Here is a 23,851-nt window from a genome sequence, read left to right as displayed (position 1 = left end):
TATATGGTTTCCATTATGAAAAGACCAGGCAATAATCGCTGGCCGTACCTCTACATATACTATAGCGCTGCTGTTTCCGCAAGATGTCAAGTGAATTTTCTTGAAAGATATGAAACAATAGTTGCAAACGTTTTTTAGCTGTGGTAAATTATTTAAAGTATCCATATCGAAAGCATCTAAGATTATATGAATGTTAAAAAGTAGATGTTTTGTGCAAGTGAGGAGGGAAACAAATGGCACGTAAATGCGTTATCACAGGTAAAAAAACAACAGCTGGGAATAACCGTTCTCACGCAATGAACGCTTCTAAGCGCACTTGGGGCGCGAATCTTCAAAAGGTTCGTATCCTTGTGAACGGAAAACCTAAAAAAGTATATGTATCTGCTCGAGCTTTGAAATCCGGTAAAGTTGAGCGTGTATAACAAAATGAACGCCTGCCCCGATATGTGGCAGGCGTTTTTATGTGGTGAAAGAGGGCTTTGAACCCCTGGGCCTTAATCTTTTCTAAATGAGCCCAGCATCGCCCGGACAATTCCTCCTAAAAACTTCGGCAATTTAATGGTGTAAAATTTCATTTTTGTCCCCTCCTATAACGTCCCGTAACCGCCTTGTTCATTGTTTTCAGCAATTGAATGAAAGCACATGCTTAATCCGTGCTTCTTATCATTATTAATATGCCTTTTGCAAACGAAAAAGTACCTCGTGAATGAATGAGTTCGTTACTAATACATAGTGTTGAACCGAGCGTAATATGACAATTATTTAGAGGATATTTAAAACCGGTCAGGGTCAGCTCATGTATGTCTTCGGAAAACGGTATGAAGGAGATATATCGCTTATTTTCATCCTTCTCAATATCATATTCACCAGGAGGGAACATTTGAATATGATTTTGTTTGTCTATCAGCCTAATTTTTATGTTCGTTTTTACACCTCTATACAGAAGCTGAATGTTTCCTAAAAAATGATCAGCTCTGCCGCCTGTAATGCCGAAAATCTGAATAATATCCGGCTGCTTTTCCAGCGCCCAATCAAGGGCGAGGTCTAAATCTGTTTGATCTTTTTCTGCTTGATACACATGAAGGGCGGGAGCGGCTTTTTCTATTCGCCGGCGTTCTTGCTCGGTTATGCTGTCAAAATCTCCGAAGGCTTCAACAGGTATGATCCCTGCATCTAAGAGAGTGACGGTGCCTTTGTCAACACCGATCCAAAGCGTGTGTGCATCCGTATAGCCGGTTAGATCGGGAATGAGATTTTTCGGGCCTCCCGCAACGATATTAATTGTTTTCATCTCTGATTCCTTTCTCTGCATACAGGAAAAAGAGCTTAGGCTATTGTATGCCCAGCTCTTTTCTAAAGCTGCTTATTTGCTTCCTCTGATTTCAGAAATTGCTTTTTTGCGGTCAGACTGCCCATAAACAGCTGAACCGGCAACGAGTAAATTTGCGCCCGCTTCAATGACGAGCGGAGCGGTTTCTTTGTTGACGCCGCCGTCTACTTCAATTAACAGATCTTTTTTTCCTTTTTCATCCGCCATTCGCTTAACCTCTTTTATCTTAGGAAGGACTGAATGAATAAATTTCTGCCCGCCGAAGCCCGGGTTCACCGTCATTAAAAGAACAAGATCGAGATCGTCGAAAACATGCTCGATGACTTGTACAGGGGTATGCGGGTTTAGAACTACTCCGGCCTTCACTCCTTGCTCTTTAATGAGCTGGATGGTACGGTGCAGGTGCGGACATGCCTCAGCATGCACAGACAGGATATCTGCGCCTGCTTTCGCAAAAGCCGGGATATAACGATCCGGCTCTTCTATCATTAAATGGACATCGAGCGGCAGATCCGTTACCGGCCGGACGGCTTCTACAATCAGCGGACCGATTGTGATATTCGGGACAAAATGGCCGTCCATAACATCAATATGAATACAATCGGCTCCGCCTCTTTCTACATCTTTAATCTCATTGCCTAAAGCGGCAAAATCAGCGGAAAGAATAGATGGTGCAACCTTTATCATTATGCTAATACCTCGGCTTTCTGTCTTTAATCTCCGTCATAAATTCAACATAATGGTCATAGCGATACTGCTTTAATTCCCCGTCTTCAACAGCTTGTTTCACCGCGCATTTCGGCTCTTTCAGATGTAAACAGCCTCTAAATTTGCATGAAGCGCTTTTTTCTCTGATATCAGGGAAGGTATAGCCCAGCTCTTCTTCCTCAATGTCTGTAAATTCAAGCGAGCTGAATCCCGGCGTATCTGCAACCAAACCTCCGGACGTGTGAATCAGCTCCACGTGGCGGGTTGTGTGTTTCCCGCGGCCCAAATGTTCGGAAATCTCGTTTGTTCTCAATCCGAGCTCCGGACTGATCGCGTTGAGAAGCGAGGATTTCCCAACACCGGACTGACCGGCAAATACCGTTGTTTTATCCTGAAAATGCGGGATGATGTCCGTTAAACTGTCTTGGTCCTTAGAGGAGGTAAGGTATACGTCATAACCAATATTCCGATAGTCTTCTGCATAGGCTTGTATCGTATCTTCTGTATCTTGATCTTCAATCAGATCCATTTTAGTAATGCATATAATCGGCTGAATATCATTGGCCTCAACGAGAACCAGGAAGCGGTCGAGCAATGCCGTGCTGAAAGAAGGCTGAACCGCTGAGAAAACCAGGACCGCTTGATCAACGTTGCAAATTGGCGGCCTGATAAGCTCGTTGGTTCTTTCTTTAATTTCCATTAAATATCCTTCTTTGTCATTTTCAGCTTGATACACAACATAATCACCGACAAGAGGGGTAATTTTGTTTTTTCTGAAAATGCCTCTTCCTCTGCATTGTATTACTTTATCTGAATCCTCTGATTCATCCAGTACATAGTAAAAGCCGCTTAGCGCCTTAATAATTTTGCCCTCAGGCATATTTTCCCTCCTTGTTATTCATCTTTCGGATACTCAATGGTTTTGTAGCTGACAACTTTATTGTTTACCATTACTTGATAGTACCCTTTTTGGCCGGGTTCAATCTTTAGTTCGATCGTTCGTTCAGTCGGCTCTTTTATCTTAAATTCTTCGTAAGTGTCAGAGATGCTGTGATCCGCATCGTCAACCGCGATTTGCACTTGAAGCTCGTCCCCTTCATTTTCTGGTTCGTAGGGGATCTTGACCTTTTCTTTCACTGTTTTCGCAGGTTTTTTCTCTGGTCCGAGAGAGAATGTCACTTCAACTTCGTTTCCCGGCTTTACTGCCGTACCTGCTGCTGGTTTTTGTTTGACAACCTGTCCTTCTGGAACATCATCTGAGTATGCTTCTTTTTCTATAAGCTTCAATCCGTTGTCTTCCAGATATCCAGACGCTGCTTCTTTACTGTAGGTTTTCAAGTCTCTAAGCGTAATGTCTTCGGGTCCGATACTGACTGTAAGTTTGACTTGATCTTCACTCGGGACAAGCTCAGTCCCTGCTGAAGGATTTTGGTCAATGACAGTGCCCGCATTTTTCTCGTCATTCACTTCATTTACCGTTACATGTTTAAACCCTTGGTCCTTCAACGCTTTTTTTGCCTGGTCGACCGTTTGGCCTGTCACATCACCGATCTCCGTTTTTGCTTTTCCGGTGCTCTTATAAAGGGTGACCGTGGCGCCTTCTTTGACTGTGGTATCCGCTTTAGGATCCGTTTTTACCATCAGGCCCTCTTCAATTTTTTCATCTGAGATTTCCAACACCTCGGAATCAACCTGTAAACCTTCTTTTTCCAAGAGCCCTGCGGCTTTTTCGTATTCCATTCCGGAGACATCAGGTATTTTGACATCCTTAGGCATGAAAAGCGACGGAAAAACAGTGACAGCAAGAATTCCAGCTGTGATAAAAACGAGGCATATCGTGAGCAAAACCCACGGCCACTTTTTTCTTTTGCCGTTCTTCTTTGTCTTGTTTTCTTGTGCGGTTGTCACTTCAGCTTCTTTTTCGCCAGCAGCTTTAGCAAGTTCTTCATCTTTAATGATAGGTATCGCTTTTGTCATTTCTTCATCTTCTTGAATCGTAAATCTCTTTTCATTGAGTCTGTCGGCATCAAAAGCTGTTTTTATGTCTGCTTCCATGTCTTCAGCCGTTTCGTAGCGATGAAAAGGATCTTTGGCAGTTGCCTTGAGTATGATGTTTTCAACGCTTTGGGGGACCGATGGATTCCACCTTTTTGCCGAAGGAGTTTCCGCTTGAAGATGCTTCAAGGCGATGCTGACTGCTGACTCTCCATCAAACGGAATACGGCCGGTTAAAAGCTCAAATAGAACGATTCCAAGCGCATAAATATCCGATTTCTTTGTGGCTAAGCCGCCCCGGGCCTGTTCAGGTGATAAGTAATGGACCGAGCCCAGAACTGAATTGGTATGGGTGATTGTGGTCGAACTTAGTGCCGTCGCAATTCCAAAATCCGTTACTTTGATATTTCCCATATGATCAATCAAAATGTTATGCGGCTTGATGTCTCTGTGAACAATCTGGTTTTGATGGGCATGAGCGATGGCTGAGACAATTTGCTCCATGATGTTCAGCGCTTCTTTAGGGTGAAGCGGCCCATTTGCTGTTATGTATTCTTTAAGCGTCATGCCTTCAACGTATTCCATGACAATATAATAAATATCATCTTCCTCGCCCAAATCGTAAATGCTGACAATATTCGGGTGATCGAGGCTTGATGCGGATTGGGCTTCTCTGCGGAAACGTCTGATAAATTCATTGTCATTTGCATAGTCAAACCGCAGGATTTTAATTGCGACTTCACGGTCTAGAATGATATCCTCAGCTAAATAAACGTTGGCCATTCCCCCGCCGCCTATAACGCGGAGAATTTGGTAACGCCCGCTGATCCGCTTGCCGATTAGCACTGATCTTCACCCTCTTCAACTTGTAAAGCAAGCTCAAGCAAAACTGCTGTTATGTTGTCTTCTCCGCCATTCTGATTGGCTTTGTCCACAAGCAGGTTTACTTTTTCCTGAGGAGCTGAATCGCTTTGCAGGATGTCTTTTAATTCAGTGCCTTCCACTTTATTCGTCAGTCCGTCAGAACATAGAAGCAGTTTGTCTCCGGGTTCTATATCAAAAGAACGGGTGTCAATGCTGACTGACTGGTCTGTTCCAAGCGCCTTCGTCAACACATTTTTTCGCGGATGATGTTCAGCGTCTTCTCTGGAGATCTCTCCAGTGCGAACCAGTTCATTTACAAGCGAATGGTCTTCTGTCACTTGAACGAAATCATCGTCCTGAAGCAAATAGCATCTGCTGTCTCCGATATGGGCAACAGAAACCGTTTTCCCCGTAAAAAGTGCACATACAATCGTCGTCCCCATGCCTTGGCATTCTTCGTGGGCTTGAGCGTGATCGTATATTTTGCTGTTTACCGAAAGAATCTGTTCAATGAGCCATTTTTCACATTCCGAGGGCGCAGTTGGAATCGTCTCTGCTTCATTCCATTTCTCCCCCATGGCTTTCACAGCCATCTTGCTCGCAACATCTCCAGCAAGATGGCCGCCCATGCCATCAGCGACAACCGCTAATATAAATTCATCTTTCCCCTTGAATATCCCCGCATCATCTTCATTATGCTGGCGGATTTTTCCTGTATCTGTTTTTAAGGCTGTTAACAACCCTCATCACCTCGTCTCGTCTTGACGCTCCTTCGCGCGAAGCTGACCGCAGGCTGCGTCAATGTCATGTCCTTGCTCTCTTCGGATTGTGACATTTACTCCGCGGGATTTCAGCGTTTTTTCAAAAGCAAAAATCTGATCACGCGGTGTGCGCACATAGTCCCGTTCAGGCACGTAGTTTACCGGAATCAAGTTCACGTGGCATTTGACTCCTTCCAGCAAGTCGGCAAGCTCTTCGGCGTGTTCCACCTGGTCGTTTACGCCTCCGAACAGCCCGTATTCAAAGCTGATGCGGCGTCCTGTTTTATTAATATAATATTTAACGGCTTCCATTAGATCAGGCAGTTTATATGCTCTGTTAATCGGCATCAAACGGCTTCTGATTTCTGTGTTCGGCGCGTGCAGAGAAATTGCAAAGTTAATCTGCATTTGCTGATCAGCAAATTCGTAAATTTTCGGGATGATTCCACTCGTAGAGACCGTAATATGGCGAGCACCGATATTCAGGCCCTTGTCATGGTTAATGATTTTCAAGAAAGCGAGCATTTCGTTAAAGTTATCAAAAGGTTCGCCGATTCCCATGATCACGACAGAGCTGACGCGTTCATCCGTTTCATCAAGAGCTTTTTGCACTTTAACTACTTGAGCGACAATTTCCCCCGCTTCAAGGTTTCGTTTTAAGCCTCCAAGCGTTGACGCGCAAAATGTGCAGCCAATACGGCAGCCGACTTGTGTCGTTACACATACAGAATTGCCATACTCGTGTCTCATTAAAACGGTTTCGATGGTATAACCGTCATGAAGCTCAAACAAAAACTTCATCGTACCGTCTTGAGAGGTTTGTTTAACAGCCGTTTTCAGCGTTGTTAACACAAAGTGAGTGTTTAATTTCTCACGCAGATCCTTTGAGAGGTTTGTCATTTCTTCAAAAGAAGATACGCGTTTTTCATATAGCCATTCAAAAATCTGAGCCGCACGGAACGGTTTCTCTCCGTTGTCTGTCAGCCATTGTTTAATTTCGTCTAATTCAAAAGAATAAATCGACGGACGATCTGTCCGCAATTCTTTTCTTACTTTTGTTTTATTAAGTTCTGCCATTGCTTATCCCTTCTTTCTCATGCTGCAAATAAAGAAACCATCTGTTCCGAAATAATGAGGAAGGATTTGAAGCCTTCCATCCCGAACAAAGGGTCTCACCTTTTCAGGCAGCCGCTTTTCAAGAGACAAATCGGGTTCAAAATCAGGATGTTCTTGTATAAACGCATGTATTACTTCATCATTTTCTGTCCGGTCCATTGTACACGTACTGTAGACAAGAGTGCCACCTTTTTTTACTAATGGTGCGATTTCCCTCAGGATCGACAGCTGGATTTCAGCTAGACGCGCGCTGTCGTCAGGCTTTTTCGTGTATTTCATGTCCGGCTTTCTTCTGATAACACCGAAACCTGAGCACGGAGCATCAACCAATATCCGGTCAAACTGTTCGTTTTCAAACGTTTCCCCCGCTTTTCTCGCATCCATTGTCTCCGCATGAATGATTGTCAGGCCAAGACGGTTTGCCGCTTCTTTGATCAGCTTCACTTTATGTTTGTGAAGATCAAGCGACGTAACGCTCCCCTTGTTCTTCATTAATTCTGCGATATGAGCTGACTTGCCGCCAGGCGCCGCACACGCGTCAAGCACTGTTTCATCAGGCTTAGGATCAAGGGCGCGGGCGACGAGCATGGAGCTCTCATCCTGGATGGATACTTCGCCGTTTTGGAAGAAATGAGTTCCGGCAATTGATCCCTTTAAGAGCTTCACAGCATCTTCAGCGAGATCGCCTTTTTCAACTTCGATTCCCTCAGCAGCCATTTGGTCAAGCAGCTCAGCTCTGTCTGCTTTCATTTGATTGACACGCAGCGTCTGCTTCGGCGGAATGAGGTGGATACGGCAAATCTTTTCGGCCGCGTCAAACCCATACGCATCCGCCCACTCTTTCACAAGCCATTCCGGATGGCTTGTTTCTGTCGCCAGCCTGCGTACAGGATCTTCGATGGCGTCAAAGGATGGAACACCTTCGCGCTGGATAGAACGAAGCACGCCATTGACAAAAGAAGCAATGCCTTTGTGTCCGCGGATTTTAGCAATCTCAACCGCTTCATGGATGGCTGCCCTGTCTGGAATCTTCTCTAAATACTCCATTTGATATAAGGATAGGCGAAGAAGCTGAATCACCCACGGCTTTACCTTTTGAGGCTTATTGATAAACGGTTTAAGCATATAATCAAGCGCGATCTTATTTTGTAATGTACCATAGACAAGTTCAGTCAAAAGCCCTCTGTCCTGATCATTCAGTTCATTTGATTTAATGACCGATTTCAGCAGCAGGTTGCTGTATGCCTGGTTTTGTTCTAATTTGATCAGCGCCTCAAGGGCAATGTCACGAACACTAGTTTTTTTCATTGTTTACTCCTAACACATCACCGGCTTCAACATGAGCTCCTCGCACAAAGTCTTCGCCTTTCATTCGTTTCTTGCCTGCCGGCTGGAGTTCGGTTAATAACAGAGCCGTATCGTTACCTGTGGCAACGATAATCCCTTCCTTTTCAACCGCAACGACTGTGCCGGGCTCAGCTGTTGTTGGTGCCGGTATTTTTTTCGACGCCCATACTTTCAAGTTTTGTCCGTTTAGCGTCGTATAAGCAACAGGCCATGGATTTAAGCCGCGGACCTGGTTGTAAAGCTCTTCGCCCGTTCTGGACCAATCGAGCAGCTCTTGCTCTCTTTTGATATTAGGCGCGTATGTCGCTTTCTCTTCATCCTGCTTTTCAGGTGATATGCTGCCGGCAATGACGTTTGGAACCGTTTCAGACAACAGCTTCGCGCCAGCCGCGCTTAATTTATCGTGCAGTGTTCCGACATTGTCGGTTTCTTCAATGTCCACTTCCACTTTTGAGATCATATCGCCCGCATCCAATTTTTCTACCATATACATAATGGTAACCCCGGTTTTCTTCTTTCCCTGCAGAATGGAATAATGGATCGGAGCACCGCCGCGCAGTTCCGGCAAAAGGGATGCGTGAACGTTAATGCAGCCGTATTTTGGACTGTCGAGAAGCTCTTTAGGCAAAATTTGTCCGAATGCCGCCGTTACAATCAGGTCAGGCTTTAAGGCCAGCACTTTCTCAATTTCTTCTGTCAATCTGACTTTTTCCGGCTGAAGAACCGGGATGCCGTGACGCAATGCCTCTTCCTTTACCGGAGGAGGTGTCATGACTTTTTTTCTGCCCTTCGGACGGTCCGGCTGTGTGACGACCCCCACTACTTCATATCCGTCCTCAATCAGGGTTCTTAAAACAGGAACTGAAAAATCCGGCGTTCCCATAAATACGATTCTCGTCATCAAATCATCCTTCCATATCCGCTAGTTCATCTTCTGTATAGTATTTACTTATTTTAGATGTAAACAGCACACCGTCTAAGTGGTCCATTTCATGCTGCACGGCTCTTGCTAAAAAGCCTCGCGCTTCCAGAATGAATGGTTTTCCCTGACGGTTAAACGCGCGCACTTTGACATAATCGGCACGTGTGACATCACCATAGACGCCAGGAAAGCTCAAGCATCCTTCAATTCCGGTTTGCTCGCCGCTTTTTTCTAAAATTTCAGGATTAACGAGATCAATTCTCCCTCTGTCATCCCCGATATCTACGACGGCCGCTCTTTTTAAAATGCCGATCTGGGGCGCTGCCAGTCCGACTCCATCCATTTCAAGCATGGTGTCGTACATATCGTCAAGCAGTTTTTTTAATTTTTTATCAAAAACAGTCACGGTTTCCGCAGGTGTTTCCAAAACCTCCGCAGGATGTGTGACGACCTTTTTTACCGCCAATTTGTTACCCTCCAAGACGTGAGATCTTACATCATCATATAAGGATTCATATCAATTGAAATCATTACATGTTTTTGTTCAATTTCGCGTTTATAATGTTCCAGTATCTTCTTCAATAAAGCGGATAACTGGGTTTCCTGTTTGTATTTTATCACGCATTGATAGCGATATCTATCTTTGATCCTGGCTATCGGCGACGCACTAGGTCCGAGAATTTTCGTGTCAGCTCCGCAGTTTGCTTTCAAAAAATGAGCGATCTTTTCAGCTGTAACCGCTGCTTTCGCCACTTCCTCATGAGAAACAGTCACAAGAGCCAAATAGTAGTATGGCGGATAGGATTGCTCTCTCCTGTGGGCCATTTCATGCTGATAGAACGTTTCATAATCGTGTGTCTTCGTCAGCTGGATACTGTAATGAGACGGTGTATACGTTTGAATGATGACATGGCCGGGCTTTTCATGCCTGCCTGCCCGGCCGCTGACTTGCGTTAACAGCTGAAATGTTTTTTCAGCCGATCTGAAATCAGGAATATGAAGTGTTGTATCAGCACTTAACACTCCGACAAGCGTGACATTCGGAAAATCAAGCCCTTTCGCGATCATTTGCGTTCCGAGAAGAATATCCGCTTTTCCTTCTCCGAAAGCTGACAGTAATTTTTCATGGGCGCCTTTCCGTGATGTCGTGTCAACATCCATCCGAATCACTCTTGCACTTGGCAGCACTTTTGTCAGCTCTTCCTCCACTCGCTGTGTTCCCGTTCCGAAAAAGCGGATATGCTCGCTTGCGCATTCAGGACAAGTGTGCGGAACAGGCTCTTCATGTCCGCAATAATGGCATTTCAGCCTTTGGCCGTAACGATGATACGTCATGGAAATGTCGCAGTGCGGGCATTGCGGGACATAGCCGCAATCCCTGCACATCACAAAGGAAGAATAGCCCCTCTTATTTAAAAACAGCACCGCCTGCTCACCCTTGGCAATCGTTTCTTCAAGCTTTTCCATCAATTCAACTGAAAACATCGAGCGATTGCCGTTTCTAAGCTCCTCTCTCATATCGACAAGCGAAACCTCAGGCATCACCCGGTGGTTAACACGGTGCTTCAGTGAAAGAAGCTCGTATACGCCCTTTTGCGCTCTAGCATATGACTCTAATGTCGGCGTAGCACTCCCTAATACAACCGGGCAGCTGTGATGCTCAGCCCGCTTGATTGCCACCTCTTTCGCATGATAGCGCGGCATTTCTTCCTGTTTATAGGAAGACTCGTGCTCTTCATCGATGATTATCATTCCGAGATTTTCAAACGGAGCAAAAATGGCGGATCTGGCACCGACGACAAGCCGTACTTCCTTCCGGTGGATTTTACGCCACTCGTCATATTTTTCTCCTGTGGATAAACCGCTGTGCATGACTGCCACCTGGGAGCCGAAGCGGCCCTTGAAGCGGTTGACCATTTGCGGCGTCAGCGATATTTCCGGTACGAGGACGATGGCTTCTTTTCCTTTCGCTAGTACTTTTTCAATTGATTGCAGATAAATTTCCGTTTTTCCGCTTCCTGTCACGCCGTGAAGGAGGAACACTTTATGCTCATCGCTGTCCAATGTCTCGCGTATGGGCTCAAAGGCAGCCCTCTGTTCGTCTGTCAGCGGCAGGGGCTCTGTTTTTTTGAACATTTTGTCCTGATAGGGATCTCTGTAAACCTCTTCATAGCTTTCCTTCAAAAGCCCTTTTTGGATAAGGGTTTTGATGGTTGCAGAGCTCGTGTCCGTTCTTTTGCACAATTCCGCTGCAGGAATTTTCACACCTTCCGGCTCAGAGATGAGAAAGTGAAGAATCGCCTGCTGTTTTGCTGCTTGTCGGGACAATCCCTCAGCCTGCTTAGCAAGCTCTTCTTTACTCGCATTTGCCTGAATATGCCTGACCATTTTTTTATTGGTTTTTTGCGCGACTTTATACGTCACGTCAATGACCCCTTTTTGAACATGCCTTTGAATCAGTTTCAGCGTATCATGATCGGGTATATCTGAATACAGCAGCGTCTTTGTTTCAGAAAACAGCCGTTCCACTTGCGGCGGAAGATCGGCGCCGTGTACAATTTTTAATTCTTTTTCATATTTCGCCTTTAAGGCGGCAGGCAGCATTGCTTGAAGCGCCGTTATTTTAAAAGACAGCGTTTTGTCTGACAGCCATGATGACAGATCCATAAGCTCCTCTGTCAGAACAGGTGTAAGATCTAATAAATCCTCTACTTCCTTGACAGATTTTCCCGATAGGTCAGATGCTTCTTTGACTGCTGTCACAAACCCTTGAATCTTACGGGGGCCAAACGGAACAATGACCCGCATCCCCGTTTTGATCATGCCCTTCAGATGGTCTGGGATTTTATAATCAAAAGGCCTGTCTATATTTTTGGTGCTGACATCAACGATGACTTCTGCAAAATTCATGAGCGCTCTCCGGCTTGTTTTGAGAGGGCTGCGATCTCCTGAAGGATTTCAAAAGAAACATCGAGCTTAGACATAATCGGGAGTTCGCGTTTATGCCCGTCTTTGAAAAAGATTGTCACGATATTCGTATCAGCACCAAAACCGGCCCCATTTGCTTTCACATCATTTGCCACAATCAAATCAAGGTTTTTAGCGGCGAGCTTTTTACGTGCATAGTGTTCAATGTCTTGTGTTTCGGCGGCAAATCCGACCAAGATTTGCTCTTTCTTTTTCTCGCCCAATTCTTTCAAAATATCGACTGTTCTTTTCAGTTCTAAGGTCATGCCGCCGTCTTGTTTTTTCATTTTATGGTCAAATACTGTTTTCGGCGTAAAATCGGCTACCGCAGCTGTTTTAATGACTATATCGCTTGCGTCATACACAGAGAGCACAGCTTCGCGCATATCCGCAGCCGATTGAACCGGGATAAACTCAGCAAGGCCTTTAGGCTGATCAAGTGAAACAGGCCCAGAAATTAAGGTTACCCGTGCGCCGAGCTGAACAGCAGCCTCCGCTAGTGCGTAGCCCATTTTGCCCGTCGATTTATTGGTAAAAAACCGGACAGGATCAACCGCTTCCCGCGTTGGACCGGCTGTAATGACCACATGCTTGCCTTCTAAAGGAGCGGATGTTTCTTCAGCAAAATGTTTTTCGGCCAGCTTTACGATGTTTTCCGGCTCTTCCAATCTGCCTTTTCCTACGTAACCGCATGCTAAATAGCCCTCACTTGGCTCAATAAAACGATAACCGTCCTGATAAAGAACAGAAATGTTTCGTTTGACTGCCGGGTGGTCATACATATGAACGTTCATTGCCGGCGCGATCCAAACGGGAGCCGTTGCTGCCAACAATGTTGTCGTCAGCATATCATCAGCGATGCCGTTTGCCAGTTTTCCAATCACATTTGCAGTAGCCGGCGCTACGATAATCAAGTCGGCCCAGTCTGCAGCATCAATATGAGAAATAACGCTTGGATTTTGTTCTTTAAATGTATCTGTATAGACTTCGTGGCGGCTCAATGCCTGAAATGTCAGCGGTGAAACGAATCGGCAAGCGGATTCAGTCATAATCACTTTGACATTTGCTCCTGCCTGAACCAGCTTGCTCGTTAACGCACAGGCTTTATAAACAGCGATGCCTCCGCTCACGCAAAGTAACACATTTCGATTGTTAAGCAATGAATTCTCCCCCTCTGCACTTTACAAAACCGCACGGAAAAAAATAACAACCTACATGATATAGGTTGCTACTTGTGCTACTATTCGCGGTCTTCCTTTTCAAACGAAAGCAGGCCTGCATCAATTTCTTCTAAAGCTTTGCCTACATATTTGTGTGAAATCGTATGTTCAATCATTTGGTCTTTTTTGATTTGCATTTCACGTGCGCGTCTCGCAGAAACAGTCACCAGCGTATATTTTGAATCTAATTTATTCATTAAAGAATCAATTGACGGATCTAACATTGATTATTCAACCTCCAGCATTTTCTTATATCTTGGTGCAACGCGTTCACGCTTCAAATGTTCAGCAAGAACGATTGCTTTGATTTTATCGCAAGCCGTTTCGACATTATCGTTTTCAACGACATAGTCATAAGCATCCATCATTTCGATCTCAGCTTTTGCGGCTTTCATTCGATTTTCAATCAGAGCGTCTGTTTCTGTGCCTCGTGTCACGATTCTGTTTTTCAGTTCAGAAAGGCTTGGAGGCGCAAGGAAAATAAACAGGCCTTCCGGGAAAGCATTTCTCACTTGAAGAGCCCCTTGAACTTCAATTTCTAAAAAGACGTCTTTTCCATCTTGAAGCGTCTGTTCAACATAATCGACTGGCGTGCCGTAATAATTGCCGACATACTCTGCCCATTCAAGCAGCTTGTTGTCCGCAATCATTTGTTCGAATTCGTCTCTTGTTTTGAAAAAATAATCGACTCCGTTCACTTCGCCCTCTCTTGGACTTCTTGTGGTTACTGAAATCGAATATTCAAATTTTGTGTCTTCCTGCGAAAAGATCGCTTGTCGAACCGTTCCTTTACCAACTCCTGAGGGACCTGAGAGAACGATTAATAACCCTCTTTCTTTCATGCGGCAATTACCCCTGCCCTTCATCCATAATTTCTTCTTTAACAGAAAGTCTGTGTGCAACTGTCTCAGGCTGGACGGCAGATAAGATAATGTGATCACTATCCATGACGACAACTGCACGGGTTCTTCGTCCGTATGTAGCGTCAATTAGCATTCCGCGGTCTCTTGCATCCTGAATCATCCGTTTGATTGGCGCAGACTCCGGGCTGACAATCGAAATCATCCGATTGGCGGAGATGATATTGCCAAATCCGATATTAATCAGTTTAATCGTCATCTTCTACGTTCCCCCTGTAAAATAGACGTCTCTAGTTTAGCCTAGTAAGACCGTCTGTAAACAATACGCACAGTCACTATTCTATATTTTGCACTTGTTCTTTTATTTTTTCAATAGAACTTTTCATTTCAACGACAAGCTTTGTGATCTGATGATCATTTGCTTTTGAGCCGATCGTATTTGCTTCCCGATTGAGCTCCTGAACAAGAAAGTCGAGTTTGCGCCCGACAGCTCCGCCACTAGCTAATATATCACGAAACTGGGCGAAGTGGCTCTTCAGCCTTGTAATCTCTTCAGTGATATCAGAGCGGTCTGCAAAAATAGCGCATTCTGTTACAAGCCGGCTCTCGTCTAATACATCTTCAGTCCATTCTTTGATTCTGGCGTACAGCCGTTCCCGGTAACGAGATACGACATCTGCAGCCAGCAATTCAGTTTCTCTCACCAGCTCTTCAAGCTGGTCAATATGCATCAGGCAGTCTTTCGCTAAGAGCAGCCCCTCTTTTTCACGCATTTCACAGAGACCTTTTACCGCTTCTTCTGCAGCATCGATGATCAACGCCTCCAGCTTGTCATTTTGCGTCTGTTCTTCATGAACCTGGACGACATGATCAAGCTTAAAGAAATCCATTACATCGGGTTCTGCAGATAATTGATACCGCTTCTTCATATCTCTCGCGGCTGCGACAAACTCATCGAGCAGCGGCCAATCAATTTCAAGCCTTTTCTCAACAAGCATATCGCTGTCAACGGATACGAAAAGCTCAATTCTTCCGCGCTGAATATGCTGCAGAATGGTCTGTTTCAGCTTATCTTCAAAATATAGCAAAGGCCTTGGCAAACGAGCGTTCACTTCTTTAAATCTGTAGTTCACAGATTTAAGTTCAACGCTTACAGAGAGATCGTCTTGTGTTTTGCTTGCACTGCCGAAGCCTGTCATACTTCGTATCATTTTAAAACACCCAATTCTTCCCTGTTCTCATAATAAAAGGGCAATAGACACGCTATTACCCCTAAGATTATATCATATGAATTTATTTTTTTCTTGTTAAAAGTGACCCCGCCAGCAAAAAAGTAGGGATGGCGGACATACCGATGACGAGCATCCAGTCCCCCGGCGTGATGGCTACAGTATGGAAAATCGGCTGAAGCGGCGGATAGTAGATTACTACAAGCATCAGCAAAATGGATGACAATACCGCGCCGATTAAATACAGGTTTTGAAACGGATTTCTAGAGAAAACAGAAGTTTCGCTGCGGCAGTCAAACACGTGAATAAGCTGAGCGAGCACCAATGTGGCAAACGCGATCGTCTGGGCATAAGCTAAGTTTTCCGGATTGCGGTGGTACACAATGATAAACGCTAAAATAGTGGCAACTCCGATTAAAAATCCTCTGGAAACGACCTTCCATCCTAGCTTGCGGGCAAATACCCCTTCTTTCGGATGACGGGGCTTGCGCTTCATGACGTCTCCTTCCGGCTGATCCATGCCGAGCGCCATTGCCGGCAATCCGTCCGTCACCAAGTTGACCCACAAAATCTGAATCGGAACGAGCGGTAAAGGAAGGGCGAGCAGCATCGCAAACAGCATGACAAGGATTTCTCCGACGTTAGACGCCAGCAGGTATCTGATAAACTTCCTGATATTTTCGTAGATGTTCCTGCCTTCTTTTATCGCTGATTTAATCGTCGCAAAATTATCATCTACGAGAACAAGAGATGATGCTTCTTTGGCCACATCTGTCCCGGTAATGCCCATAGAGACTCCGATATCAGCTTGTTTAATGGCAGGAGCATCATTGACGCCGTCTCCCGTCATCGCCACAATATGCCCGTTCTCCTGATAGGCTTTTACGATTTTTAGTTTATGTTCAGGGGAAACGCGGGCAAATACATATACATCCTCCACCACATGAGAAAGCTCTTCTTGAGAAAGTTCATTCAGCATCTTGCCGTCCATGATTTTGCCGCTTTTCGGAAGGAGGCGCAAGTCTTTCGCTATCGCTTTAGCAGTTTCTACATGATCACCTGTAATCATAACGGTCTTAATTCCTGCTTCACGGCATTCTTTTATCGCCTGTCTGACTTCCGGCCGCGGGGGATCAATGATACCTGAAAGGCCAAGCATGGTCAGATCTTTTTCCGCCTGCTCCATTGACGGTGTTTCGCCTGCTTTTATCGGCCTGTAGGCGACGGCTATCGTTCTGAGCGCCTGTGATGCCAAATGTCTTAATACCGCCTCTGTTTCTGCTTTTCTTTCATTTGAAAAAAGAGCCGCTGAGCCGTCATAATAAATACGGGAAGATCGCTGCATCAGTACATCCGGTGCACCTTTTGTAATGATATAGCGCTTTCTGTCTTGATCCTCTACGATGACAGTCATCATTTTCCGTGCAGAATCAAACGGAAATTCTTCGACCACCCGGTAGTTTGATTCAACAAACTCCTTTGAAAAACCGCCTTTTCTTGCCGCGGTGAGCAGCGCTCCCTCTGTCGGATCTCCGTCAAGCACATATTCGCCGTCTCTTTTCTCAATATTGGAGTTGTTACAAAGCGCTCCGAACAGAAGCATCTGCTGAAGCGGCTTATGTTCATTGACACTGATCTCTTTTTCGTTTAGTGTGAAGCTTCCTTTCGGTTCATAGCCGGCCCCTGCCACTCTCCATGTTTTCCCCCCGGACCAAACATGTGTCACCGTCATTTTGTTTTGGGTCATTGTCCCTGTTTTATCTGAACAAATGATAGACGCACACCCAAGCGTTTCAACAGCAGGAAGCTTTCTAACAATGGATTTTTGTTTAATCATCCTCTGTACACCAAGCGAAAGCGCCACTGTCACAATCGCCGGCAGCCCCTCCGGAATAGCGGCTACCGCTAACGAGACACCTGCTAAAAACATACTGTACAGATCATGACCCTGAATAACACCGACAGCAACGACAAGTACGGTCAGAAGCAATGCAACAACAATCAAAATCTTCCCGAGCTGCTCCAGTCTTCTTTGCAGCGGGGTTGACAATGTCCCTGCTGATTCAAGCATGTCGGCAATTTTCCCCATAGCCGTATTCATTCCTGTCCCGACGACAACCCCCATACCGCTGCCGCGGGTCACAATCGTTCCCATAAATGCCATATTGGTAATATCGCCAAGTGAAACATCCGGTTTTTTCAATTTATCAGCATGCTTCACAACCGGGATAGATTCCCCGGTCAGCGCTGATTCTTCTATTTCAAGGCTTCTCGCTTCAACAATTCGAACGTCTGCGCCAATTCTGTCCCCGCTCGTAAATTTCACAATATCACCCGGCACAAGTTCCTTAGAAGGAATCTTTGTCCAGCTTCCTTCCCTGAGTGCCATGACATGCGGTGTTGAAAGCTCTTTTAAAGCCTGAAGAGATTGCTCAGCACGCCTTTCTTGAAAGAAGCCGAGTATGCCATTCACAAACACAATCGCAATAATCGCAACCGCATCTACATATTCACCAAGAAAACCTGAGATTAACGTTGCCGCCAGAAGCACAAGCACCATAAAATCTTTGAACTGCGCGAAAAACAAGAGAAGCGCTGAAGTTTTTTTCCCTTCTTGCAGCTCGTTTGGTCCATGCTTGTCAAGGCGTTTTTTTACCTCTTTTTCTGTTAATCCTTGTTTCATGGACGTATTGGTTGCCTCTAGTAAATCTGTTTGTCCCATTTCATGAAACTTCATTCCGCTCGTCCACTCCCCTGCTCTCTTATAGAGATATCACTCTATAAGCATGCTTATTCTGACTCGTCCCATTTCATGCTATAATTATCGAATGCAGGAAGAATGAGAGGGTGTATTGCATATGTCGTTTGATGGCATGTTTACATACGGAATGACACACGAACTTAACGAGAAAATAATGGGCGGACGAATTACAAAAGTCCATCAGCCATATAAGCACGATGTGATTTTCCACATCCGTGCCAAGGGAAAAAACCAAAAACTATTATTATCGGCACATCCGAGCTATTCACGGGTGCATATCACGGCACAAGCTTATGAAAATCCAAGCGAACCGCCAATGTTTTGCATGTTGCTGAGAAAGCATATCGAAGGCGGATTCATTGAGAAAATTGAACAAGCGGGCTTAGACCGCATTATGATTTTTCATATCAAAAGCCGAAACGAAATTGGCGATGAAACCGTACGAAAGCTTTATGTAGAAATTATGGGCCGTCACAGCAATATCATTTTGACTGACGCAGCAGAAAATGTGATTATCGACGGACTTAAGCATTTATCACCGTCAATGAACAGCTACCGTACAGTACTGCCCGGCCAAGATTATAAGCTTCCGCCTGCTCAGGACAAAATATCGCCTCTTGAGGCGTCAGAAGATGATATTTTGCGTCACCTCAGCTTTCAAGAAGGAAGGCTTGATAAACAAATTGTCGACCACTTTTCAGGCGTGTCTCCGCTTTTCGCCAAAGAAGCGGTTCACAGAGCAGGTCTTGCCAACAAAGTCACACTGCCAAAAGCGTTGCTGGCACTGTTTGCCGAAGTGAAAGAGCACCGTTTCATTCCCAACATTACGACTGTAAACGGAAAGGAATATTTTTATTTACTGGAGCTGACTCATCTAAAGGGCGAAGCGCGCCGTTTTGATTCATTAAGCGAACTGCTCGACCGTTTTTATTTCGGAAAAGCTGAACGAGACCGAGTCAAACAGCAGGCTCAGGATCTTGAGCGTTTTGTTGTGAACGAACGGAAGAAGAATGCCAACAAAATCAAAAAATTAGAGAAAACCCTGGAGTATTCGGAAAACGCGAAGGAATTTCAGCTTTACGGGGAGCTTTTAACCGCTAATTTATATATGCTGAAAAAAGGTGATAAACAGGCTGAGGTCATCAATTATTATGATGAAGAAAGCCCGACAATCACGATTTCTTTAAATCCAAACAAAACGCCTTCTGAAAACGCACAGGCCTATTTCACGAAGTATCAGAAAGCGAAAAATTCGGTCGCAGTTGTCGAGGAGCAAATCAGGCTGGCACAGGAAGAGATCGAATATTTTGATCAGCTGATTCAGCAGCTTTCGTCCGCTTCTCCCCGGGATATCAGCGAAATCAGGGAAGAGCTTGTTGAGGGCAAATATTTGCGCCCTAAGCAGCAAAAGGGCCAGAAAAAGCAAAAACCGCACAATCCGGTGTTAGAAACATATGAATCCACCTCAGGCCTGACAATTTTAGTGGGTAAGAACAATCGTCAAAATGAATATTTAACGACCAGAGCGGCGGCTAGAGACGATATCTGGCTTCACACGAAGGACATTCCCGGCTCCCACGTTGTGATCAGAAGCAGCGAACCGGATGAGCAAACAATCATGGAAGCCGCGACAATTGCAGCTTATTTTTCAAAAGCTAAAGATTCAAGTTCAGTGCCTGTAGATTATACAAAAATCAGGCATGTCAAAAAACCAAACGGCGCGAAACCCGGTTTCGTCACCTATGACAGCCAGCATACCGTCTTTGTCACGCCTGATGCTGATACTGTCATCAAGCTCAAAAAAAGCTGAGCCGCATAAATAAAAGCCAGAGCATTTGTATGCTCTGGCTTATTTCTTTCTTCTCACCTGATAAAGCCTGTTCACTTCAGCAACAAAATCGCCGTCAATCAGCTTATCCACGTTTTCAGCAAGCTCTTTCGTGTGCTTTGGACTGGCTCCGCTTGTAGAAACAGACACAGTGACATGCCCTCTTTTTACGATTTTCGGCATATATACATTGCCAAGCTCAGCGTCACTGACACAATTGACAAGCTGAAAAGGCGAAGCGGATTTGGCAATTTCTTTGTTCACTGCCGCATTATCCGTCGCAGCAATAATGAAGAAAGCATTGAGATAATCTTCTTTTTCAATTGTCCGTTTTTCCCATTTGATAAGTCGCTCTTCTGCCATTTGCTTGATTTCCGGTTCCACATCCGGACTGACGAGCGTTATATCAGCTCCCTCAGAAATCACCGTTTTCAGCCTTCTGAGAGCGATGCTGCCGCCCCCCGCAATCACAACCTTCTTCTTTTCCAGGCTAATGTGCAGCGGAAGCATATGAACCTCCATCAAAATCAAATTGTCCCTCAGAATTTGCCGCAGTTTCTCTCACACGGTTCAAAAATGCGTTTTTCACATAAGGATGAAAACCGATATAGGAAGAGAGGTAGACGTTCGGATTATGGGCTTTTAATTTCTGAACCTCTCGTTCGATTTCATTCATCAGCATACCCGTAAAGAGCAAATATGGAACGATAAAGGTTGTTATGCCGTCATCTTTTTCAAGTTCTGAAAAAACCTCTTTGTAATTCGGGCCACATGCTGTCAAAAAGCACGGAATGACTTCCTTCACTGGAACCATTTCCTGAAGAAGATTAGCAATTCCGGTTACGTCTCTTTTGACATCTGGATCTGAACTTCCCCTTCCGATGAGCACCACTCTGGCATTTTCATAAGGAACACCTATGTCTTTCATTCGGTGATATACAGCCTTGACTACTTCTTCGTCAATCCCGATCGGCTTTCCGTATGAAATACGGACTGATGGATATCGAGATGCAACACGGACAATTTCTTCAGGAATATCATGTTTTGCATGCGCAGCTGTTAAAAGAAGCAGAGGCACCACTGCGATATGAGTGGCGCCTTGCTTCACACATGCTTCAAATCCTGTCTCAATTGTCGGCTCCTGAAGCTCTAAAAAGCTGATTTCTTGTACTGGCACAGAGATGTGGGCCTTACATCCTTCCAAAAAGGCTGCGGCTTCTTGCTGCGCTTTTTTGACCCGGCTGCCGTGGCCGACATATAAAATTGCTTGTTTCATTTTTACAACGCCTCGCTTAAATCTTGTTTTTTCAGTTTAGATTCAAACCATTCCAGCTTATAGTGATAATTTACAACATTTCCAATGACAATTAAACTTGGATTTGTAATGTTTTCTTTTATCACCGTTTCTGAAAGGGTGTCAACTGTACAAAAAACAGATTTTTGCTTGTCCGTTGTTCCCCAATGAATAAAGGCTGCCGGCGTAGAACCGTCCCGACCATTTTCAAGGAGTTTTCTCTCAATCTGCTGCACGTTTTTGATACCCATATAGATGACAAGTGTATCAATTCCTGTAGCCAGCGCTTTCCACTTTTCCTCAAAATCTTCTTCTTTTTTATAGTGACCCGTTACAAAAGCGACGTTAGAGCCCGCCTCCCGATGAGTAACAGGAATCCCGGCATAAGCGGTTGCCGCGATTCCAGACGTAATGCCGGGGATGATTTCAAACGGAATTCCGTTTTCAGAGAGGCATTCCGCTTCTTCTCCCCCCCTGCCGAACACAAAAGGGTCTCCGCCTTTCAGCCTGACAACGGTTTTCCCTTTTTGCGCATACTTTACAAGAAACCGATTAATGGTTTCCTGCTTCATCGTATGAAAATCCGGAAGCTTCCCGCAGTAGATCAGGTCTGCTTGCTCTTTGGCATATTGTAAAATCTCTTTATTTACTAATCTGTCATATAAGATGACATCAGCTTTTTCAATGGCTTTCAGCGCTTTAATTGTCAGCAGATCAGGGTCACCGGGACCCGCTCCTACAATATATACTTTCCCCATCGTATTTCCCCCGATCTATTCGAGTTCTTCCAGAAGATTCGCTGTGATGATGTTCTCGCTTGCATTCCGGCATCTGAGAAGAACGCAGCAGATCATATTCAGCTCAATTTTTGTTTAACAAACTCTATCAGCTGATTTTTACACGCTTCACGGTCATGCTGTCCTGAATCAAGAACGAGCTCTGGAGCTTCCGGTTCTTCATAAGGAGAATCAATTCCTGTAAAGAACGGAATCTCTCCGTTTCTTGCTTTTTTGTAAAGTCCTTTCGGATCTCTTTGTTCACAAATATCAAGGTCGCATTTAATGTAGACTTCATTAAATTCGCCCGCTTCCACAAGCTCGCGAACCTGTTGCCTGTCCTCGCGGAAAGGAGAGATAAAAGCAGTAATCACAATGGTTCCCTGCTGAACAAAAAGCTTCGCCACCTCTCCGATTCGGCGGATGTTTTCTTTTCGGTCTTCATCAGAAAAACCAAGATCCTTATTTAAGCCGTGACGGATATTATCCCCGTCAAGCACAATCACTTGGTAGCCTTGCTCAAACAATTCTCTCGCAGCGGCGTTGGCAATCGTTGATTTGCCTGAGCCGCTTAACCCTGTCAGCCAGAGAATGGAGCTTTTATGCTTGTTTTTTTGCTGGTACTCTTCTTTTGTGATAGAGGCTTCATGCCATACAATATCGCGATTTGTCACTGCCAGTCCTCCTTAAGATACGCCTACTTCTTCTTTTTTCTTCATCCCTTTGATTAACACTTCTACGACTTCTTTCCGACTGAATTCAGCAGGCGGCAGCACACCGTCTCTCAGCATGCCTCTTACCTTAGTGCCTGATAAAATGACGTGATGCTCTCTGCCATGAGGGCATGTTTTCGCTGTTCCCATATTTCCGCATTTTTTACAGAAGAAGCTGTGCTCAAATTTCAGCGGTGTAATTCCGAGTTCTTCAGGTTTAAATGTGTCAAACAGCTCCTGTGCTTCGTATGTTCCGTAATAGTCGCCTACACCTGCATGATCACGGCCGACGATGAAATGTGTGCAGCCGTAGTTCTTTCTGACAAGCGCGTGGAAAATTGCTTCTCTCGGGCCTGCATAACGCATCGCCGCTAAAAAGACACCAAGGAAAACGCGATCTTTCGGGTAATAATGATCAAGAAGCACTTGGTAGCTTTCCATCCGTACATCAGCTGGAATGTCATCAGATTTTGTTTCACCTACTAACGGATTCAAGAACAAGCCGTCTACTGTTTCAAGAGCCGTTTTTTGAATGTATTCATGCGCTCTGTGAACAGGGTTTCTTGTTTGGAAACCGACAATGGTTTCCCAGCCTTTTTCCGCAAACTGGCGTCTCGTTTCTGACGGTTCAAATGTAAATTCAGGGAACTGTTTTGAAGCTTTTTTAATCAACGTAATCGGCCCGCCGACATATGTATTGCCGCGGCTGAACAGCTTTTTAACACCAGGATGCTCCTGTTCATCTGTTTTGTACACATTGACAGCTTCTTTTTGTTTGTCAGGCACGTACAGATCTTCGATTTGGATAACGCCGTATGTTTCTCCTTCATACGTTAACTTTACCGTTTCACCAAGTGACAGTTCCGCTGCTTTTTGCGCATCGACCGGAAGCGTGATCGGAAGAGACCAGACAACGCCGGAAGAAAGACGCATGTTTTCGACTACAGATACGTAATCTTTTTCATTAAAGAAACCTTCAATCGGGCTGTATGCACCGATACCGATCAATTCCAAATCCGCGAAAGAAATTAAATCAAGTTCAATTTCTTTTTGGATGCCGCTCACATCATATGATTCATCTACTCTGTTTACTAATGTTCCTCCGTGTGGTGCTAAGCTCATAATATCCATCTCCTCCTAGTTAACTTATAAAATTACTC

24 protein-coding genes are annotated in these 23,851 nt (G+C 44.9%); 2 read left to right on the top strand and 22 right to left on the bottom strand.

Annotation, left to right across the window (positions count from 1 at the left end):
• Positions 1-233: 233 nt before the first annotated feature.
• Positions 234-422, top strand: coding sequence for a 50S ribosomal protein L28 (gene rpmB / locus M1D65_RS08485; RefSeq protein ID WP_003221548.1), 189 nt, complete (start codon positions 234-236; stop codon positions 420-422).
• A gap of 72 nt (positions 423-494) precedes the next feature.
• On the opposite strand, the gene spoVM is transcribed toward rpmB, so the two are convergent.
• The 17 genes from spoVM to M1D65_RS08400 form a co-directional block, all read right to left on the bottom strand.
• Entirely contained in the window at positions 495-575 is an 81-nt protein-coding gene (gene spoVM / locus M1D65_RS08480; RefSeq protein ID WP_003221545.1) for a stage V sporulation protein SpoVM, read from the bottom strand.
• A gap of 71 nt (positions 576-646) precedes the next feature.
• Positions 647-1,291, bottom strand: a complete 645-nt coding sequence (locus tag M1D65_RS08475; protein ID WP_038828214.1) for a thiamine diphosphokinase — start codon at positions 1,289-1,291, stop codon at positions 647-649.
• Positions 1,292-1,363: 72 nt separating this feature from the next.
• Complete coding sequence (gene rpe / locus M1D65_RS08470) at positions 1,364-2,017, bottom strand: ribulose-phosphate 3-epimerase (RefSeq protein WP_014476784.1); 654 nt, start codon at positions 2,015-2,017, stop codon at positions 1,364-1,366.
• A gap of 4 nt (positions 2,018-2,021) precedes the next feature.
• Positions 2,022-2,918: a ribosome small subunit-dependent GTPase A gene (gene rsgA / locus M1D65_RS08465; protein ID WP_038828213.1), complete on the bottom strand. Its 897-nt coding sequence runs from the start codon at positions 2,916-2,918 to the stop codon at positions 2,022-2,024.
• A gap of 14 nt (positions 2,919-2,932) precedes the next feature.
• The gene (prkC, locus tag M1D65_RS08460) at positions 2,933-4,879 is read right to left on the bottom strand and encodes a serine/threonine protein kinase PrkC (protein ID WP_103803464.1); all 1,947 of its coding nucleotides are present in this window, start codon (positions 4,877-4,879) and stop codon (positions 2,933-2,935) included.
• Positions 4,873-5,637 (bottom strand): protein-serine/threonine phosphatase PrpC, encoded by a 765-nt coding sequence (prpC, locus tag M1D65_RS08455; protein ID WP_014479762.1) that lies wholly within the window; start codon positions 5,635-5,637, stop codon positions 4,873-4,875. The genes prkC and prpC overlap by 7 nt, the downstream gene beginning before the upstream one ends.
• A 6-nt stretch (positions 5,638-5,643) precedes the next feature.
• Positions 5,644-6,735, bottom strand: coding sequence for a 23S rRNA (adenine(2503)-C(2))-methyltransferase RlmN (rlmN, locus tag M1D65_RS08450; RefSeq protein WP_021479310.1), 1,092 nt, complete (start codon positions 6,733-6,735; stop codon positions 5,644-5,646).
• A 3-nt stretch (positions 6,736-6,738) separates the two neighbouring features.
• The gene (gene rsmB, locus M1D65_RS08445) at positions 6,739-8,082 is read right to left on the bottom strand and encodes a 16S rRNA (cytosine(967)-C(5))-methyltransferase RsmB (protein WP_456270836.1); all 1,344 of its coding nucleotides are present in this window, start codon (positions 8,080-8,082) and stop codon (positions 6,739-6,741) included.
• On the bottom strand, positions 8,069-9,022 hold the full coding sequence (gene fmt, locus M1D65_RS08440) for a methionyl-tRNA formyltransferase (protein WP_038828210.1): 954 nt from the start codon (positions 9,020-9,022) through the stop codon (positions 8,069-8,071). The genes rsmB and fmt overlap by 14 nt, the downstream gene beginning before the upstream one ends.
• Before the next feature lie 4 nt (positions 9,023-9,026).
• A complete protein-coding gene (gene def, locus M1D65_RS08435) occupies positions 9,027-9,509 on the bottom strand; it encodes a peptide deformylase (RefSeq protein ID WP_015383630.1) in 483 nt (160 codons plus the stop codon).
• A gap of 26 nt (positions 9,510-9,535) precedes the next feature.
• Positions 9,536-11,953, bottom strand: coding sequence for a primosomal protein N' (gene priA, locus M1D65_RS08430; RefSeq protein ID WP_041850844.1), 2,418 nt, complete (start codon positions 11,951-11,953; stop codon positions 9,536-9,538).
• Positions 11,950-13,170: a bifunctional phosphopantothenoylcysteine decarboxylase/phosphopantothenate--cysteine ligase CoaBC gene (coaBC, locus tag M1D65_RS08425; protein ID WP_041850845.1), complete on the bottom strand. Its 1,221-nt coding sequence runs from the start codon at positions 13,168-13,170 to the stop codon at positions 11,950-11,952. Before coaBC ends, priA begins: the two co-directional genes overlap by 4 nt.
• An 80-nt stretch (positions 13,171-13,250) precedes the next feature.
• On the bottom strand, positions 13,251-13,454 hold the full coding sequence (rpoZ, locus tag M1D65_RS08420; protein ID WP_003221520.1) for a DNA-directed RNA polymerase subunit omega: 204 nt from the start codon (positions 13,452-13,454) through the stop codon (positions 13,251-13,253).
• 3 nt (positions 13,455-13,457) lie between these two features.
• Positions 13,458-14,072 (bottom strand): guanylate kinase, encoded by a 615-nt coding sequence (gene gmk / locus M1D65_RS08415; RefSeq protein WP_003232083.1) that lies wholly within the window; start codon positions 14,070-14,072, stop codon positions 13,458-13,460.
• 7 nt (positions 14,073-14,079) lie between these two features.
• Positions 14,080-14,349: an extracellular matrix/biofilm regulator RemA gene (gene remA, locus M1D65_RS08410; RefSeq protein ID WP_003154355.1), complete on the bottom strand. Its 270-nt coding sequence runs from the start codon at positions 14,347-14,349 to the stop codon at positions 14,080-14,082.
• Between the two features lie 76 nt (positions 14,350-14,425).
• Entirely contained in the window at positions 14,426-15,301 is an 876-nt protein-coding gene (locus M1D65_RS08405) for a YicC/YloC family endoribonuclease (protein WP_009967215.1), read from the bottom strand.
• Between the two features lie 82 nt (positions 15,302-15,383).
• Positions 15,384-18,056, bottom strand: coding sequence for a calcium-translocating P-type ATPase, SERCA-type (locus M1D65_RS08400; RefSeq protein ID WP_103803462.1), 2,673 nt, complete (start codon positions 18,054-18,056; stop codon positions 15,384-15,386).
• Between the two features lie 121 nt (positions 18,057-18,177).
• Here M1D65_RS08400 and rqcH point away from each other — a divergent pair, with 121 nt between their 5' ends.
• Positions 18,178-19,890 (top strand): tRNA modification protein RqcH, encoded by a 1,713-nt coding sequence (rqcH, locus tag M1D65_RS08395; protein WP_070548940.1) that lies wholly within the window; start codon positions 18,178-18,180, stop codon positions 19,888-19,890.
• A 39-nt stretch (positions 19,891-19,929) separates the two neighbouring features.
• On the opposite strand, the gene sirC is transcribed toward rqcH, so the two are convergent.
• The 5 genes from sirC to sat all read right to left on the bottom strand — a co-directional run bounded on the left by sirC (position 19,930) and on the right by sat (position 23,813).
• Positions 19,930-20,418: a precorrin-2 dehydrogenase gene (gene sirC, locus M1D65_RS08390; protein ID WP_153256748.1), complete on the bottom strand. Its 489-nt coding sequence runs from the start codon at positions 20,416-20,418 to the stop codon at positions 19,930-19,932.
• On the bottom strand, positions 20,399-21,184 hold the full coding sequence (sirB, locus tag M1D65_RS08385) for a sirohydrochlorin chelatase (protein ID WP_153256747.1): 786 nt from the start codon (positions 21,182-21,184) through the stop codon (positions 20,399-20,401). Before sirB ends, sirC begins: the two co-directional genes overlap by 20 nt.
• A gap of 2 nt (positions 21,185-21,186) precedes the next feature.
• On the bottom strand, positions 21,187-21,960 hold the full coding sequence (gene cobA / locus M1D65_RS08380) for a uroporphyrinogen-III C-methyltransferase (protein WP_153256746.1): 774 nt from the start codon (positions 21,958-21,960) through the stop codon (positions 21,187-21,189).
• Between the two features lie 98 nt (positions 21,961-22,058).
• Positions 22,059-22,652 carry an adenylyl-sulfate kinase gene (gene cysC, locus M1D65_RS08375; protein WP_015252120.1) on the bottom strand — a complete coding sequence of 198 codons (594 nt, stop codon included), beginning with the start codon at positions 22,650-22,652 and terminating at the stop codon, positions 22,059-22,061.
• Positions 22,653-22,664: 12 nt separating this feature from the next.
• Positions 22,665-23,813, bottom strand: a complete 1,149-nt coding sequence (sat, locus tag M1D65_RS08370; RefSeq protein ID WP_003245745.1) for a sulfate adenylyltransferase — start codon at positions 23,811-23,813, stop codon at positions 22,665-22,667.
• Positions 23,814-23,851 lie beyond the last annotated feature (38 nt).

It is taken from the genome of Bacillus sp. JZ39 (assembly GCF_053903145.1).
This window is presented reverse-complemented; position numbering and strand designations above follow the sequence as displayed.

What these genes read in the sequence shown, in the direction of transcription:
- priA (WP_041850844.1), bottom strand. Translation starts at nt 11,953, where the DNA reads ATGAATTTTGCAGAAGTCATCGTTGATGTCAGCACCAAAAATATAGAC.
- sirB (WP_153256747.1), bottom strand. Translation starts at nt 21,184, where the DNA reads ATGAAACAAGCAATTTTATATGTCGGCCACGGCAGCCGGGTCAAAAAA.
- M1D65_RS08475 (WP_038828214.1), bottom strand. Translation starts at nt 1,291, where the DNA reads ATGAAAACAATTAATATCGTTGCGGGAGGCCCGAAAAATCTCATTCCC.
- M1D65_RS08400 (WP_103803462.1), bottom strand. Translation starts at nt 18,056, where the DNA reads ATGAAGTTTCATGAAATGGGACAAACAGATTTACTAGAGGCAACCAAT.
- cobA (WP_153256746.1), bottom strand. Translation starts at nt 21,960, where the DNA reads ATGGGGAAAGTATATATTGTAGGAGCGGGTCCCGGTGACCCTGATCTG.
- rpmB (WP_003221548.1), top strand. Translation starts at nt 234, where the DNA reads ATGGCACGTAAATGCGTTATCACAGGTAAAAAAACAACAGCTGGGAAT.
- spoVM (WP_003221545.1), bottom strand. Translation starts at nt 575, where the DNA reads ATGAAATTTTACACCATTAAATTGCCGAAGTTTTTAGGAGGAATTGTC.
- sat (WP_003245745.1), bottom strand. Translation starts at nt 23,813, where the DNA reads ATGAGCTTAGCACCACACGGAGGAACATTAGTAAACAGAGTAGATGAA.
- rqcH (WP_070548940.1), top strand. Translation starts at nt 18,178, where the DNA reads ATGTCGTTTGATGGCATGTTTACATACGGAATGACACACGAACTTAAC.
- rpe (WP_014476784.1), bottom strand. Translation starts at nt 2,017, where the DNA reads ATGATAAAGGTTGCACCATCTATTCTTTCCGCTGATTTTGCCGCTTTA.
- M1D65_RS08405 (WP_009967215.1), bottom strand. Translation starts at nt 15,301, where the DNA reads ATGATACGAAGTATGACAGGCTTCGGCAGTGCAAGCAAAACACAAGAC.
- rlmN (WP_021479310.1), bottom strand. Translation starts at nt 6,735, where the DNA reads ATGGCAGAACTTAATAAAACAAAAGTAAGAAAAGAATTGCGGACAGAT.
- gmk (WP_003232083.1), bottom strand. Translation starts at nt 14,072, where the DNA reads ATGAAAGAAAGAGGGTTATTAATCGTTCTCTCAGGTCCCTCAGGAGTT.
- rsmB (WP_456270836.1), bottom strand. Translation starts at nt 8,082, where the DNA reads ATGAAAAAAACTAGTGTTCGTGACATTGCCCTTGAGGCGCTGATCAAA.
- sirC (WP_153256748.1), bottom strand. Translation starts at nt 20,418, where the DNA reads ATGCTTCCGCTGCACATTAGCCTGGAAAAGAAGAAGGTTGTGATTGCG.
- remA (WP_003154355.1), bottom strand. Translation starts at nt 14,349, where the DNA reads ATGACGATTAAACTGATTAATATCGGATTTGGCAATATCATCTCCGCC.
- rsgA (WP_038828213.1), bottom strand. Translation starts at nt 2,918, where the DNA reads ATGCCTGAGGGCAAAATTATTAAGGCGCTAAGCGGCTTTTACTATGTA.
- fmt (WP_038828210.1), bottom strand. Translation starts at nt 9,022, where the DNA reads ATGACGAGAATCGTATTTATGGGAACGCCGGATTTTTCAGTTCCTGTT.
- rpoZ (WP_003221520.1), bottom strand. Translation starts at nt 13,454, where the DNA reads ATGTTAGATCCGTCAATTGATTCTTTAATGAATAAATTAGATTCAAAA.